At 46.0% G+C, this 15,136-nt stretch carries 12 protein-coding genes; 8 read left to right on the top strand and 4 right to left on the bottom strand.

Annotation, left to right across the window (positions count from 1 at the left end; all coding sequences use genetic code 11):
• Positions 1–408 precede the first annotated feature (408 nt).
• Genes L5L94_RS14675 through L5L94_RS14665 form a run of 3 tightly spaced genes read left to right on the top strand, consistent with a single transcriptional unit; the run spans position 409 to position 1,715 of the window.
• A complete protein-coding gene (locus L5L94_RS14675) occupies positions 409–819 on the top strand; it encodes a hypothetical protein (RefSeq protein WP_105250071.1) in 411 nt (136 codons plus the stop codon).
• Positions 820–824: 5 nt separating this feature from the next.
• Positions 825–1,394: a class I SAM-dependent methyltransferase gene (locus L5L94_RS14670; protein ID WP_219254551.1), complete on the top strand. Its 570-nt coding sequence runs from the start codon at positions 825–827 to the stop codon at positions 1,392–1,394.
• A 30-nt stretch (positions 1,395–1,424) separates the two neighbouring features.
• Positions 1,425–1,715: a hypothetical protein gene (locus tag L5L94_RS14665; protein WP_105250069.1), complete on the top strand. Its 291-nt coding sequence runs from the start codon at positions 1,425–1,427 to the stop codon at positions 1,713–1,715.
• An 83-nt stretch (positions 1,716–1,798) separates the two neighbouring features.
• On the opposite strand, the gene L5L94_RS14660 is transcribed toward L5L94_RS14665, so the two are convergent.
• The 3 genes from L5L94_RS14660 to L5L94_RS14650 all read right to left on the bottom strand — a co-directional run bounded on the left by L5L94_RS14660 (position 1,799) and on the right by L5L94_RS14650 (position 4,205).
• On the bottom strand, positions 1,799–1,984 hold the full coding sequence (locus L5L94_RS14660) for a cytoplasmic protein (RefSeq protein WP_106651481.1): 186 nt from the start codon (positions 1,982–1,984) through the stop codon (positions 1,799–1,801).
• Positions 1,985–2,070: 86 nt separating this feature from the next.
• Entirely contained in the window at positions 2,071–3,504 is a 1,434-nt protein-coding gene (locus L5L94_RS14655) for a cytochrome C biosynthesis protein (RefSeq protein ID WP_263163775.1), read from the bottom strand.
• Positions 3,505–3,779: 275 nt separating this feature from the next.
• Positions 3,780–4,205 carry an organic hydroperoxide resistance protein gene (locus L5L94_RS14650; RefSeq protein ID WP_131524696.1) on the bottom strand — a complete coding sequence of 142 codons (426 nt, stop codon included), beginning with the start codon at positions 4,203–4,205 and terminating at the stop codon, positions 3,780–3,782.
• 139 nt (positions 4,206–4,344) lie between these two features.
• Here L5L94_RS14650 and ohrR point away from each other — a divergent pair, with 139 nt between their 5' ends.
• The 5 genes from ohrR to L5L94_RS14625 all read left to right on the top strand — a co-directional run bounded on the left by ohrR (position 4,345) and on the right by L5L94_RS14625 (position 10,576).
• Positions 4,345–4,842 carry a hydroperoxide resistance transcriptional regulator OhrR gene (gene ohrR / locus L5L94_RS14645; protein ID WP_263163773.1) on the top strand — a complete coding sequence of 166 codons (498 nt, stop codon included), beginning with the start codon at positions 4,345–4,347 and terminating at the stop codon, positions 4,840–4,842.
• A 135-nt stretch (positions 4,843–4,977) separates the two neighbouring features.
• Complete coding sequence (locus L5L94_RS14640; RefSeq protein ID WP_263163771.1) at positions 4,978–6,153, top strand: glycerol-3-phosphate dehydrogenase/oxidase; 1,176 nt, start codon at positions 4,978–4,980, stop codon at positions 6,151–6,153.
• Between the two features lie 109 nt (positions 6,154–6,262).
• Positions 6,263–7,435 (top strand): 23S rRNA (uracil(747)-C(5))-methyltransferase RlmC, encoded by a 1,173-nt coding sequence (rlmC, locus tag L5L94_RS14635; protein ID WP_263163770.1) that lies wholly within the window; start codon positions 6,263–6,265, stop codon positions 7,433–7,435.
• A 200-nt stretch (positions 7,436–7,635) separates the two neighbouring features.
• Positions 7,636–8,784, top strand: a complete 1,149-nt coding sequence (gene chrA / locus L5L94_RS14630) for a chromate efflux transporter (protein ID WP_263163769.1) — start codon at positions 7,636–7,638, stop codon at positions 8,782–8,784.
• Positions 8,785–8,911: 127 nt separating this feature from the next.
• Positions 8,912–10,576 (top strand): methyl-accepting chemotaxis protein, encoded by a 1,665-nt coding sequence (locus L5L94_RS14625; RefSeq protein WP_105250062.1) that lies wholly within the window; start codon positions 8,912–8,914, stop codon positions 10,574–10,576.
• A 138-nt stretch (positions 10,577–10,714) separates the two neighbouring features.
• Here the strand turns inward: L5L94_RS14625 and fdhF are convergent, their stop codons facing one another.
• Positions 10,715–14,980 (bottom strand): formate dehydrogenase subunit alpha, encoded by a 4,266-nt coding sequence (gene fdhF / locus L5L94_RS14620; protein WP_263163767.1) that lies wholly within the window; start codon positions 14,978–14,980, stop codon positions 10,715–10,717.
• Between the last annotated feature and the right edge of the window lie 156 nt (positions 14,981–15,136).

The following is a 15,136-nucleotide window of genomic DNA, read 5'->3' as shown; positions in this document are numbered from 1 at the left end:
AGCATTCTCCATTTGCAAATTTAGCACTATCTAAAGAGGTATATGTGTGTTCAGATCACATAACCTTTGTTACAGCGAAAATAACATATTTAAAATGTGCAATCGGATGGGAAATATTAATGAAGTTGAGACTAATCACTGCTTCAATACGGTATAACATGCGTGAGTTAACATATTGAATGGATTGATTTTAACTTTATAAAATAAAAAAGGCATAAATTATGGCTTTGGTGGTGTGTTTTATCTATTTGTATTTTATAGATATTATAATTTAATCTTGTATATTGAGGAGATGCCTTACTTATTTTTATATATTCTATAAATAATGTTATTTCAAAAGCCTTTATTGTATAAAATTATATTATCATTTTAATTAAATGTTACGCAATTGATTCTTAAGGGGTTGTAATGCACAAACAAGGCATATCAGAAAAACGTTTTTGGTTTCAACGTTTGAGTAAAACCAGTTTAAGGGCATTACATATTTTAGGGATCGTTGGTGTCGGTGGTGGTATTTTATTAGATGTCAATAAAGTGCAATGGTTGAGTTATTGGTATCTCGCGATGACGACGGGCAGCATATTAATGTTGTGGGAAATCGCACGGGATTGGCGCTGGCTGATCCAGCTTAAGGGAGTGTTAACTTTAGTAAAAATAGGCTTGCTTGGCCTGTTTGTGCCGCTGGCTCATTACAAACCTGAGCTGTTAATCGTGATACTTTTTTTGTCAGTGATCGTGTCCCATGGCCCTGCAGGGCTCAGGCATTATTCTATTGTGCATCGTCGGCAAATTGACTCGAAAAAAGAAATTAAGGGCTAATTGATATGTCTGTAACCCATACGTCAACTTTAACGCCTGCTGCGTTAATCACAGAGTTCGCTTGGCCTAATCCATCTGTGTCTAACTTAGACTTGAGTTGCTTCGATGGACTTAAGGTGCTCGATCTCGCTTGCGGTTCTGGGCGTAATGGTTTGTGGTTTTTAGCGCAAGGGGCTGAAGTGACTTTTATCGATCGAGATTTGTCAGCCATGTCACACATTGATCAGGCTAATGCTTACAAATTACAAAGGGATTTAGAAGCAGAGGCAGGACCATTATTGCCGGTTGAAGAGTACGATATTGTCTTAGTATTTAATTATCTGCATCGTCCATTACTGCCACAAATTGCTAAGGCGGTTAAGAGCACAGGCCTTATTGTTTATGAAACCTTTACAATGCAACAGGCGCAGATAGGTCGGCCACGCAACCCAGATTTCTTACTTACTGAAAATGAACTCAAATCAGTGTTTGCTAACTGGCAATCTTTACATTACTTTGAAGGTCGATTATGTGATCCGCAGTCCACTCAAAGCAGTTATAAAGCCCAGTTGATTGCGCGAAAACCTACAACGTAAATTTATTGATTGAGACTCAGAGGTCGTAGGATGTTTCCCTATCCAGAGCAATATCGCATTGCAACGCCGCCGTTGACGACCGCCTTTATGGTGGCGTGGGCTTTATTCAGTCACAGCTTATTTTCCGATGCAAATCCTGTCGCACTCTATCCGTTGTTAGCGCTATTTCCCTTGGTGATTGGATTACACTTATATTTGATTTTGTTAGCAAAAGGAATGGGGCGACTCGATCAGTGTTTCTATGCCTTAGTGCATATCCCACTGGCGTTTGTGGTGTGGACATTCACTATTATGCACGTGAATGGTAACGCTTTTTCTTAAATTCGCCTGACGTTTTAGAGAAAATAACAAAAAAAAGCGCCCTGATAATCAGAGCGCTTTTTTTGATTTTGTATTGCTAACAATTAGGCCGTGGTGTTGATGTTGTGGCCTGCATTGCCTACGGGTTTTGGCGCCGCAGCTGCAATTAAATCTACCGCGATTTGACCTTCGGCTTTTTGCTGCTCTTTGGCTAACTGAGCAACCTTAACGCCAATTGCACCATTTTCTAGATTCGGTGCGATAGCTTGTGTATTCAGTGAAATTGACATAACTAACCTCAATTGTAAGCTGGATCCCTTTATCGGCAAACCCAAGGTTAACTTTAGTCGTTACACATGAATTTGCCAATTTGCAATTATTTTGCCTTGGCCGTGAGCAGTTTGCGGCCGATAACAATTATTGCTGTAACGCCTAGCGAGCCTAAAATCAATCCGAGTGCCAGACTCACATTTTGCAGTGCTGTTGGGTCAATAACCAGTGCGATACCCATACCCAACATCATCACGCCTGACATAAGTTTCAGGGTTTGGCCTTCTTTTTCGGTCAACTTACGTTTGCCTAAGGTCGCACTGAAAACGATAACAATAATAGCCAGCGGGATCACATATACAATATTGTATAAAACCAGATACATATAGCGTTCAATGTCTGGCAGATTGTGCATAGATAGCACACTGGTGTAGATCATTGGGAAGCCTGCAGTGCAAAGTAATTCATAGGCGTTGGCAAGGATAGCTAATACGGTAGAACCTATGAGTAACGCGCCTAAGTTACTGGAATTGGATAGTTTCCCCATGCGTTTTATCAGACTAGTACGATTTTCTGCCGACATTGATAGTGTCACTTCTCCCTTAGTAAAGAAGTAATCTTTGATATTGATGGCTCCTGCGATCAAAGCTAAACAACCCGCCGCTAAAATGATCATACCGCCATCACTGCCTGCCCCCAGCAGTTGGAAGATGTTTAGCCATGCCGTCATAAACAGGAAATATATAAAGCCGGAGAAGAATACGAAAATCCCGCCGACGAGTAACATGCGGCTGCGACTCTTGGCATTAACCATTATCGACAGTAAAAATAGCAACACAAAGAAGGCGCAAGGGTTAAAAGCATCGACACCTGCGAGCACTAAGGTGAGTAACGGCAGAGACATAGTCTCAGGTGTCACTACTCCCACTAAAGGTAATTCAACGGGTTGAACTTCTGGCTCTGCAACGGGCTCGCTTAAGCTGGTGGCATCACAGGTGCCTTCGCCAGTATCTGTGCCACAAGTGCCAAAGAGCGGTGCATCTGTTTGAGCGCTTGTGGTTGTGCTGGTGGCTCCTTTGGTGGGGAGGTCAGCGTCGCTCAGTTTACCGCCAAGGGATAAATAACAATTCTTCAGTCGATTGACTAAAAATTCACCCGTTACCGCTTCACTTGAATATCCCACAATGGCCTTTTCACAACTTGCCATATAGGGTACTGAGCGTGCTTCAGTACTGGTTTTGGAGGCAATATTTTGCCAAATATCCTGTACGCCGGGATCTGACACCCTATGGGATTCGAGTTCTATCCAAGGGTATTTTTGCGGTAATGAATTAATGAAGGGATGGGCCTCTGCACAGTGCGGACAGGTTTTTGACCAAAAGAAATACAGCTTAATTTTGAGTTCACCCTGAGCATTCACATAGTGCCACGTTCGATCCGCTGAGCTTGAGGGTGTTGTCTCGGCCCAGCTTGGGATAGAAAAGGCAAAGAGGAATAATAGCGAGCAAAAGAGAGATAATTTCGATAGATATTTTGTCATAGCGCCTCCCACAGAGAGTGGGTTTAAGTATCGTCAAACGGTTCGATTATCTCTTACTCTACTTAAATCAATCATTTTGATTAAATTAGATATTAAGAAGTGTTAGTTAACTCGCGAATAATAATTTTTTGGGAACTGAAACCAGTTTATCTCCCTGTGAAATGGTGTGATGCACACTCACTCTCAGCTTGAGCTGTTATTGGCTAATAAAGAATAAAGCACCCGAGGGTGCTCTATTTCTGACGTTATCAACAGTTGTCGATGATGGGTTATGGTTAGCCTAGCGTTACGCCATTTACGCTAAGTTTCACGTCGATATTATTGCGCGTGGCGTTCGAGTATGGACAAACTTGATGTGCGTGACGCACGAGGGCTTCTGCGGCTTCTTGCGGTAAATCTAAGCTGACTTCTAAGGCAACCGCTAATGCAAAACCACCGGCGTCATTAGCACCTATGCCAACAACTGCACTGACTGGCGCTTCGGTAATATCCACTTTGCCGATTTTTGCGACGTGCAGAACGGCGTTTGAGAAACAGGCGGCATAACCTGCGGCAAACAGTTGTTCAGGATTCGTGGCAAGACCGCTACCGCCCATGGCTTTTGGATAGGCTAAAGCGACATCCAGTAAACCATCATCAGTGCTGACTTGACCTTGACGACCCGCTTTTGCTGTGGCACGTGTTTCATAAAGTGTTTTCATAGTATTAGACCTTTTAAGATTAAGGATTAAGTAAATTGACTTAAATTGTGCGCAATTCAATTGCGATAAACTATAATTCGATCTTTGGCGTGAATGCAAGTATATTGTGCGCAATATATTTAATTTGTCGGATCTTCCTATGGCAACAACTCAACCCAACACCCGTGTTAATACTGTCGATATGGCCGAAAATACCAGCACAGAGAATACCTTATGTCTTGAGAATCAAGTGTGCTTCTCACTTTATAGTGCTGCAAATGCTATGGTGCGTGCCTATCGCCCTTTGTTGGACAAATTAGATCTAACCTACCCGCAGTACTTAGTCATGCTAGTGCTATGGGAAGAGCAGGGGATTAGTGTCAAAACCTTAGGTGATAAACTTTTCCTCGATTCAGGCACGTTAACGCCATTGCTGAAGCGGCTAGAATCTAAAGGATTAGTGACTCGCGGGCGTAGCGAACAGGATGAACGCGTGAGAGTGCTGGCCTTAACGCCAGCGGGGCTTGCCCTCAAAACACAGGCAAGTGAAATTCCCCATTTGATGCGTTGCAAAGTCGGCGGCGAGGCGAGCGAACTAAAAGCCTTAAAGACTATGTGCGATCAAGCACTTAAGCAATTACATGCCAGTCTTGATTAAACTCTTATCGTCGAGATTTGATCTAAGATTAACTTATTGACATATTAACGCTTATTAGCGGTTCGACTGAGTGTAATGGGTTGTATGCTTGAGGCTCAGCGGGTCAGTCGTCTATTGAAGGTGCGAGAGTAAGTTATGGCCTGTTTCGATGTAGCCATTATTGGCGGTGGGATCAGCGGTGTCGGCATTGCCCAATATGCAGCAGCAGCGGGCTATTCCACCTTGCTGATTGAAAAGGGCGAAATTGGCGGCCAAACCTCAGCGAATTCCAGCAAGCTTATCCACGGTGGTTTACGCTATTTAGAAACCGGACAAATTAATTTAGTCCGCAAATCATTGCTTGAAAGGCGACATTTACTCAATCTTGCGCCATCACTTGTTAAAGCTGTGCCCTTTTATATTCCCGTGTACGACAACAGTCAGCGCAGTCCTTGGACCATTCGCGCTGGACTGAGTATGTATGCACTGCTGAGTGAATTTGATCCTTTAGGCCAATTTGTGTCAGTACCTGCTGTGCATTGGCATCGTTTCAAGGGATTAAAACTCTCTGGATTAAAAGCCGTATTTCAGTACTGGGATGCACAGACCGACGATAAATTGCTCACTCAAGCGGTGGCGCGTAGCGCACAGACACTGGGTGCTGAAGTCTATACCGAGGCTGAATTTCTTGAGCTGGAACACAAGCGCGAGACCTGTGAGCTGAGTTTTAGCCACAGGGGCGAAATCCATAAAGCCGAAGCGAAGCTTGTGATTAATGCTGCAGGTCCTTGGGTAAATGCTGTTTTAAGCAAAGTCTTGCCCCCACTTGCGGGTGTTGAACTCGATTGGGTGCAAGGCGCCCATGTGTTACTGGATATTCCTGCGCCCGATGGCATCTTGTATTTAGAGTCTTGCTTCGATAAACGGGTAATATTTGTGATGCCTTGGTATGGTCAAACCTTAATCGGCACCACAGAAACTGAATTAACTTCTTTAGATAGGCCGCCTGAGGCGACCGAATCTGAAATTAATTATCTGCTGGGGATCTACAAACATTATTTCCCACTAACGCCGGATATTGATGAGCTCAAGGCGCTAATAACCAAAACTTTCTGTGGTATTCGGGTCTTGCCTAAGCAAAATAGCCAAGCCTTTGAGCGACCGCGAGATACCTTAATGCAAACATCGATTTCCCATCCGCGAATACTCAGTTTATATGGCGGTAAGTTAACGACGTTTCGCAGTACCTCGGCCGAAGTGCTTGAATGGATTGAAAAGGCCATAGGTAAGCGGCAGTCTATTGCTGATGTTGATAAACTCACCCTATCTTGAGTGCGCCGTGAATTATGCACTTGATGCTGATTTGAATATGCTTCAAGGTGATTTTTACCTGTAAAACCGCTACAGTGTGGCGCTTTTTTACTGATATCTAGGATCTGCCGTGAATGCTGCTATTGTAAATACCGCCAAGCAATGTGGTTATTTTAACCAAGGTCAGTGCCTTTCTTGCCGGCATATACAACAGCCTATGGTGCAGCAAGTGGCGGTTAAAACTCAAATTTTACAGCAACTACTCGCGCCTTTTATCCCAGCTAATTTACCCGATATTTTTCAGCCGCCGGTAATTGGCGAGGACAGCGGCTTTCGTAATAAAGCTAAAATGGTGGCCTTAGGCGCCGCCCATGCGCCTGTGTTGGGGATTGTGGGCCCAAGTGGCGAGGCGGTAGATCTTTGCGACTGCTTGTTATATCCATCTGATATGCAAGATTTATTACATCGCTTAACACGCTTTGTGCAGCAGGCTGGACTTCCTCCTTATCGGGTAGATAGATCCAAGGGTGAACTTAAATTTATTCTGCTGACCCGCAGCCAAGTGCGTGGTGAATATCTACTGCGGTTTGTACTGCGGTCCACCAATAGTATCGAACGTATCGAACGTGAATTACCTGCATTATTAGCTGAATATCCGCAAATAAAAGTGGTGTCGGTCAATATCCAACCTGTTCATATGGCAATACTTGAGGGTGATGAAGAGATTTTTTTAACTGAGAATACTAGGCTTGAAGAACGTTTTAATCATGTGCCTTTGTTCATTCGGCCTAAGAGCTTTTTCCAAACCAATCCACACGTTGCGGCGCAGTTATATCAAACTGCCCGTGAATGGGTTGCCGAGTTTTCACCTCATTCGTTATGGGATCTCTTCTGTGGTGTAGGCGGTTTCGGACTGCACTGTGCATCCAAAGACATTACCCTCACAGGGATTGAAATTGAAGCTGAAGCGATTGCCTGCGCGCAAATGTCAGCGCAAATGATGGGGCTCGAAAACGTGCAATTTATGGCGCTCGATTCCACCGACTTTGCTAAGGGTAAAAACGCTGCCGATAAGCCTGATTTGATCATAGTTAATCCGCCGAGGCGCGGTATTGGCGAGGCGCTATGCCAGTCATTAAGCGAGTTTGCCCCTAAGGCCATTCTCTATTCAAGCTGTAATCCGCAAACCTTAGCGAAAGATCTCGAACATATTCAAGGCTATCACTTAACCAAAGTGCAGCTATTTGATTTATTCCCCCACACGGATCATTTTGAAGTCTTAGCTATGTTGGTGAAGGATTAATCTTTTAGCTCCTCAATGTCCCACTAAGCATTTGTACTTATTCGTTTTACGATTCTTCAAATCCGCTCAAACAATCTTAAGGGCTCTGCTGTGTGGAGTCCTTTGATAAGCTTTATCTGCGCTGCTCGCGTGAAACTTCATCAAAGTGTCTTTTTAGTGGCATAATCTTCAGCACTTTATGCATTGATGGACGGCGATTTATGCTACAGATTTTCCTACGCTTTTTTACCTTGGGCTTGATGAGTTTTGGCGGACCTGCGGCGCACATTGGTTATTTTCGCCAGACCTTCGTAAATGAACTCGGTTGGCTCGATGATAAGCGTTACGCCAGTCTGGTTGCCTTAAGCCAATTTATGCCGGGGCCAGGGTCGAGCCAAGTGGGCTTCGCCATTGGTTATCAAAGAGGCGGGCTTGTTGGCGCGCTTGCTGCTTTTGCCGGTTTTACACTACCTTCCTTTATTTTGATGTACTTACTGGCGGTAACAACGTCGGCATGGCTCGCCAATCATTATGTTCAAGGGATGATTTATGGGCTTAAATTAATGGCCGTCGTTGTGGTTGCCGATGCCGTTCTCGCCATGTTTAAACAGTTCTGCCAACGCAAATCCGCACGCCTATTAATGTTAGTCAGTGCCGCGGCAATTTTGATTGCGCCATCTATGTGGATGCAAATCCTGCTGTTACTCGGCGCTGCGACTATCGGTATATATAAATTGAGTGCGACGCAAGATGACACTGCACCGCTTGCACCTATCAAATTGAATTATATATATTTACTGCTATTTTTTGTGTTACTCATCGGCAGTTTTTTTATCGTGGATTTAGGATCTGAAGCTTGGATCTTCGGTGAGTTTTATCGCGTAGGGAGCTTAGTATTTGGTGGTGGTCATGTTGTACTACCTCTGCTAGAAACAGCGGTGGGGGATACTATAGGTGGCGATCGTTTTCTGACAGGTTATGCCTTTGCCCAAGCAGTGCCAGGACCTATGTTTACCTTTGCGACCTTTTTAGGCGCTGAAGTGATGTTAGATAAGCCCTTCATGGGAGCTTGCATCGCAACCGCAGCCATTTTCTTACCCGGTTTTTTACTCATGCTGGTGGGGTTGAAAAGTTGGCATGCGATTGCCGCAAGACCAAAAATTGCTGGCGCGATAGCGGGAGTGAATGCCTGTGTTGTTGGCTTACTTGCCGCAGCACTTTATCAACCCGTGTTTTCTCAGGCGGTATTCTCAGGTAAAGATATGGCCTTGGTATTGCTCGGTTTTGGTGCATTAAAGTTATTTAAACCACCTATGCTACAACTGGTATTAGGCTTTAGTGTATGTGGTGTGCTGCTTAATATGCTTTGAACTGAGTCGTTATTAATCGAATGTTTATTGAGCAAGATTAAGATTTTGTTACTTTAAGCGCATAGAAATACAACAATCTTAGCTATACTCCGAAGATACAAGTTGTAATCCTTTGGAGCATTCAAGTATGTCTAAGTTGAGTTTGCGCAATAAATTATTATTGCTGTCGCTGTTTCCTTTGATCCTCGCATTATTGGTGTTGATGTCGGTTTCTTATTATGTTGAGCAAGATGCGCTTGCCGATGAGGTGGTTACCTTTAGATCTAAGCTCGTCGGTGAACGTAAACAACAAATTAAAGAAGCTACCGAAATTGCCGCTGGTATAGTGAATTACCAATTATCGTTAAAAGAACAAGGGAATGTGAATCAAGCGCTAAGAGACATACGTTTTGGCAGTGCGGGTTATTTCTTCATGTATGACTCTCAAGGGAAAAATATTTTTCATGCCCTCATACCGAGTTTAGAAGGGCAAAATAAAATGGATATGACAGATCCTCGCGGCACTAAAATTATCGTCGGTCTGCTCGATGCCGCTAAACGTGGCGATGGTAGTTTCTCCTATTACTATCAAAAACCTAATACTAATGAACAGATTGAAAAAATCAGTTACGCCATGATGATCCCTGGTACTGATTGGATGTTAGGTACTGGGGCATATATAGATGATATTGAAGCTGTTGTTGAAGATTATCGTGAGACAGTGACTGAGCAAATGGCAGAAAAATCCTTCGCGATTTTGCTGATAGCGCTTTTCCTTACGGGTATTACTGGCTTTATCATTATGATTGCCGCCCACCGTATGGTTGTGCCAATCAAGAATATGGCCGATAACTTAAATGATATTGCTAAGGGCGAAGGGGATTTAACCAAGCGACTTACCGTAAAAGGTGAAGACGAAATTGCCCAACTTGGGCGATCCTTTAACCTCTTTGTCGATAAACTTCAGCATATTATCGGCGATGTTGCGACAGCGACGGCAAAAGTAAAAACGGCAGCCAATGCGATTCATGATCAAACTAAAGTCATGTCGAGCCAGTTGGTGAGTCATAACAATGAAACCGATCAGGTGGTGACTGCAATCACTGAGATGTCCTCCACTGCGAACGAAGTGGCTAAGAATACCACTCAAGTAGCCGAAGCGACTCACGCTGCTACTGGTGATGTGGCGAATGCCCAGCGCTGTGTTGATGCTTCGCTTGAGGAGATTGCGTCTTTAATGTCGCAAATCAACAATGCGGCAGGCAGTATAAAATCACTCAGCGAGCAATCACAGAAGATCAACAGCGTGCTTTCTGTCATTGGCGGTATTGCCGAGCAAACTAACCTATTGGCATTGAACGCCGCCATCGAAGCGGCCCGTGCTGGTGAACAGGGTCGTGGATTTGCTGTGGTTGCCGACGAGGTGCGTAATTTAGCCAGTCGAACTCAAGCCAGCACGTTGGAAATTAACGAGATGTTATCGGCACTGCATAAGCTAGTGACCCAAGCCGTGAAAGCCATGGAAGAGAGTCAGCAAAGCTGTGTACGTTCGGTGGATTCTTCTCGCACGATTTCCGATAGTTTAGGTTCAGTCACTTCAGCGGTAACGGCGATTAATGATATGAGTACCCAAATTGCGGCCGCGGCGACAGAGCAAAGCTCAGTAACCGAAGAAATTAACCGTAACGTGTATGCCATCCAAGAGATTGTAAACGAGTTGCTTCATTCCAGCGAAGATGCCGCTAGGATCAGTATGACAGTCTCGGAAGAAGGCATTAACTTGGGCAAGTTAGTGGGCCAGTTTAAGATTTAGTGGGACAGTTTAAGATTTAATTGCAGCAATCTTGATTAAAACGGGAGACTTAAGGTCTCCCGTTTTATTTGGCTTATTTATCTTTTTGAAGAGCACTTAATCCATCTACTTTAGTCAATCCAGCCTAGTTAGTTCATTCTAATCAATTTTCTCGGCAACCCGCTCAACCCTTACTGAGCAGACCTTATATTCAGGGATAAAAGCGACTGGATCGAGCGCATTGATGGTGAGTTTATTCGCCGCCGCTTCAACAAAATGGAAGGGCAAGAATAGTACGCCAGCTTGGGCTCTTTTCGTCACAAAGGCGTCGATTTCAATTTCGCCGCGACGGGTAGTAAGTTTGATTTTATCGCCATTGCCTATGTCGAGTTGCTCGGCGTCATAGACTGAAATCATTACCTTAGGCGAGCCGAGTAAGTCGAGTCCGGCCGTTTTACGGGTTAAGGTGCCAGTGTGGAACTGTTCCAGTAAACGTCCGGTCGAGAGGGTGAGCGGGTACTCACTGCAGGGCATTTCTGCGGGTAAGCGATAACTCACTGGCGTGAACTTACCTAAGCCGCGGGTGAATTGCCCTTGGTGCATAATGGGAGTACCAGGATGAGCTTCATCTGGGCAAGGCCATTGAATACCTTGGGGAATTTTACCGTCAACTCCAGTGCTTAATCGCTGCCAAGTAATGCCGCGATATTGTGGTGTCAGCTGATTGATTTCCTGCCAAATCGCTTCTTCATTAGGGTAATCCCAAGCGGCACCCATCGCATTGGCAATGGCTTGGACAATTTGCCAATCGGGCAGGGCTTCACCTAGCGGTAGCAGGGCCTGTTCGAGTCGCTGCACTCGTCGTTCAGTATTAGTGAAATGACCTCGTTTTTCGACAAAGGCTGCGGCGGGCAGAACCACGTTGGCAAGCTCGGCGGTTTCGGTGAGGAAGATGTCCTGCACCACTAAAAAGTCGATTGCATTAAGCGCCCTAAGCACATGGGCTTGATCTGGGTCGCTTAATACGGGGTTTTCGCCCATCACATACAACGCCTTGATTTTCCCTTTGGAAATATCATGCATCATATGGGTGGCGGTTACGCCAATTTCTCCCGATAACGGCGTTTGCCAATGTGCCTCGAAACGCATTCTGGCGTGAATGTCGGTGACTTTTTGATAACCACTGAAGAAGTTAGGCAGTGCGCCCATGTCACAGGCACCTTGCACATTACTTTGTCCCCGCAGTGGATTAATCCCCGCTCCTTCAACCCCAATATTGCCGCACAGAAGTTGTAGATTAGATATGGCGGTAACATTGTCGTGTCCCGTCGTGTGCTGGGTAATGCCCATGGCATAGTAGACTGCGGTTTTGTCGGCCGTTCCTATGGTTTGGGCGATGCGGGCGATATCTTCGGCTTTAACGCCTGTTATCAAGGCTGCGTTTTCTAGGCTGTAATCTGTTTTTGCCAGTTCAGCATAGAGAGCATCCACGCCTTCGGTGCGTGCGGCAATGTAGCTTTTATCCTGCCAGTCGTTGCGGATAATTTCCGCCATAATCGCATTGAGTAGCATGACGTCAGTGCCGGGTCTGTGGGCGACATAAAGCTGTGCACTGTCGGCAATGGCGACACGTTTAGGGTCGGCCACCATTAGTCTCGCGCCATGCAAAGCCACGGCTTGCTTAATTTTTGAGGCGATGATCGGGTGAGCACTGCTGGTGTCTGAGCCTATGATAAAAATCACATCCGATGCTTGAATGCTCGGAATGTCATTGGTCATGGCACCACTGCCGATACTTTGCTGTAGCCCAGTGACTGTGGATGAATGGCACAGACGGGCGCAATGGTCGATGTTATTGGTGCCGATTATGCTTCTGACAAATTTTTGCAGGAGGAAGTTTTCTTCATTGGTGGCTTTTGCCGAGGCCAAGCTTGCCAGTGAATTGCTACCATGTTGCTGTTTTATTTGCTGTAAATGTTCGGCCACATAGGAGATGGCTTCAGGCCAACTACTTGGCGTGAGCTGGCCATTTTTACGAATGAGTGGCGTGGTGAGGCGTTTTTCACTGTGAATAAAATCGAAACCAAACCGGCCTTTCACACATAACATGCCTTGGTTTACTAGCGAGTCTGGATTGCCCTCGATATGACGGATCTGATTCGTGCTGGTATCGATTTTAAGGTCAAGCCGACAGCCTACGCCGCAATAGGTACAAATCGTTGAGGCGGTTTTGAGTGGCTTTTCATCGCCTTGGCGTTTATCCCGCGCATCGACGAGTGCGCCTGTTGGGCAAACCTGCACACAGTTGCCGCATTGCACACATTTGCTGTCGGCCATGCTGGCGCTAAAGCCGACTCTCGGTGCGCGGCGCGTGGCGGTTTCACTTATGTCTTGCGGCAGCGCTTGATAGGAATCATGGGCAAATTGAATCGCACAATGGCCACTCTGCAACTGGCACACATCGACGCACTTACCACAGCTAATACAACGATTAGCATCAAATTGAATGAACGGACTCGATTTATCGACCGAAAACTTACGCGCGCTTTGAGTGCTGAGTGACTTAGGTTCAACATGATAGTCGGTCGCATAGTCCCTTAATTTACAATCCGTATTGGCTTGGCAGGCGCATTCGAGGCAGCGCGCAGCTTCTTGCATGGCGGCATCGGGAGCAAAGCCTAGCTCGACTTCGCCGTAATTGAGTAAACGTTGCACCGCGTTCAATTCGGGCATGGTTAAACGGGCTTTACGTGCGACAGAGGGGTAGAGCTCGGTAGTTGGCAAGCCTTGTTTTATTGTGTTACCGATTGCTTTTGATGAATTAAATGCATTGGCATGCAGCTCACAGCTTAGGCCTTGTTTGAGCAATTTATCTATGGCGATTGCGGCTTTATGGCCATCGCCTATGGCGGCGACTGCGGTGGCAGGACCACGGCGTGCATCCCCCACCACAAAGAGTTTTTCAACCCCTGATGACATAGTGTGCTCGCAGCCAATAAAGGTATTCCAGCGGCTGAGAGCGAGTTCACCATTGCTTAAGTGGCTCGCGGGATCTTGCATAAAACTCATATCGGGAGTTTGTGATACCGCGGCTATCACAGTATCAAAATCTTGGGTAAAGGTTTCACCGGTGTCAACGGGAGCGCGTCTGCCAGAGGCATCGGCTTCGCCGAGTGCCATCTTAGCGAAGGTGACTGAATGGACTCTACCTTGCGCATCGCTATGGTTTTCAAGCGGATTGGTTAAAAAATGAAACTTCACCCCTTCGACTTCGGCCTCATGTACCTCGTAAGCTTCGGCGGGCATTTCTGCGCGGGTGCGACGGTAAATTAGGGTGACATCGCAACCTTCACGCACTGCTGTGCGGGCGCAATCAATAGCGGTATTGCCACCACCAATGACGGCGACTTTCTTACCTAAAACAAGAGTCTTTTCGAGACAATGATCTTTTAAGTAATCGACACCTAAGTAGCAACCCGCGAGTGTGCTGCCGGGATAATCCATAGGCACAGCTTTTTGGGCGCCAATGGCGAGACAGACGGCATCAAAATCTTCAACTAATTGATTTAAATGTATCTCGTGACCGAGACGTGTTTCTGTGTGGATGATTAACCCGTTATGGCACAAGAGTTCGATTTCTTTATCGAGTATCGCCTTAGGTAAGCGATATTCAGGAATGCCATAGCGCAGCCAGCCACCCGCCTGTGGCATAGATTCGAATATCTCAACGCTATGGCCTTGGTTTGATAAGTAATATCCGGCACTTAACCCTGCTGGACCCGCACCGATAATCGCGACTTTTTTACCCGTGTCGGCTTGGCGTGGTGGCAGATAACTCATGCCCCCATTTTCGCCATCAGCTAAGTCGAGATCGGCGGCGTGGCGTTTTAATTGACGTATGGCAATGGGCTCATCGACGAGTCCGCGGCGACATTGTGCTTCACAAAAAGCAGGGCAGACACGGCCAATGGAGAGTGGCAGCGGCAAAGTTTGTTTAATGACTTTAACGGCTTCAGTATGGTTGCCTTGGGCGATGTGATACAGGTAGCTCTGCACATCGACGCCCGCAGGGCATGCTTGTTGGCAGGGGGCTTCGCAATCGGCAAAATGATCGCTCAAGATTTCAGTCAGCGCTTGTTTGCGTTTTTGACTTAAGAATTCAGACTGAGTTATGACTCGCATGCCGACTGTGGCGGACGTTTCACAGGCGCGTACGCAGCGCAAACTGGCGTCGGAATTCTCAATTTGGACGACACACAAATTGCAGGCTTGCTTGTCTGCATGTTCGTGATTACCTAATTGCTGCGAGGCTGCGCTGGGATCACATAAGCTGGGTATTGCTATGCCAGCAGCATGCGCCACTTGCAGTAGGTTATCGGTCGGATTAACCGACAACACTTGGTCATCAATTCGAAGTTCTATCATCCCATGGCCTTTTTATATGTAGGGTGCTTAGCTGCTATAGCGCGGGGCTGCAGGCTTAGGTTGTTTCGAGTATACCTAGACAGCTTTAGAAGACGCTTATGGGCGAGTGAAGTTTGCTGCAAAATTGCAGCTTGAATCACAAACCCGCTCAGACTG

This window comes from Shewanella sp. SM21 (genome assembly GCF_025654335.1).
GTDB classification, from domain to species: domain Bacteria; phylum Pseudomonadota; class Gammaproteobacteria; order Enterobacterales; family Shewanellaceae; genus Shewanella; species Shewanella oncorhynchi.
The sequence above is the reverse complement of the archived record's forward strand: the minus strand, read 5'-3'. Positions and strand labels throughout refer to the sequence as shown.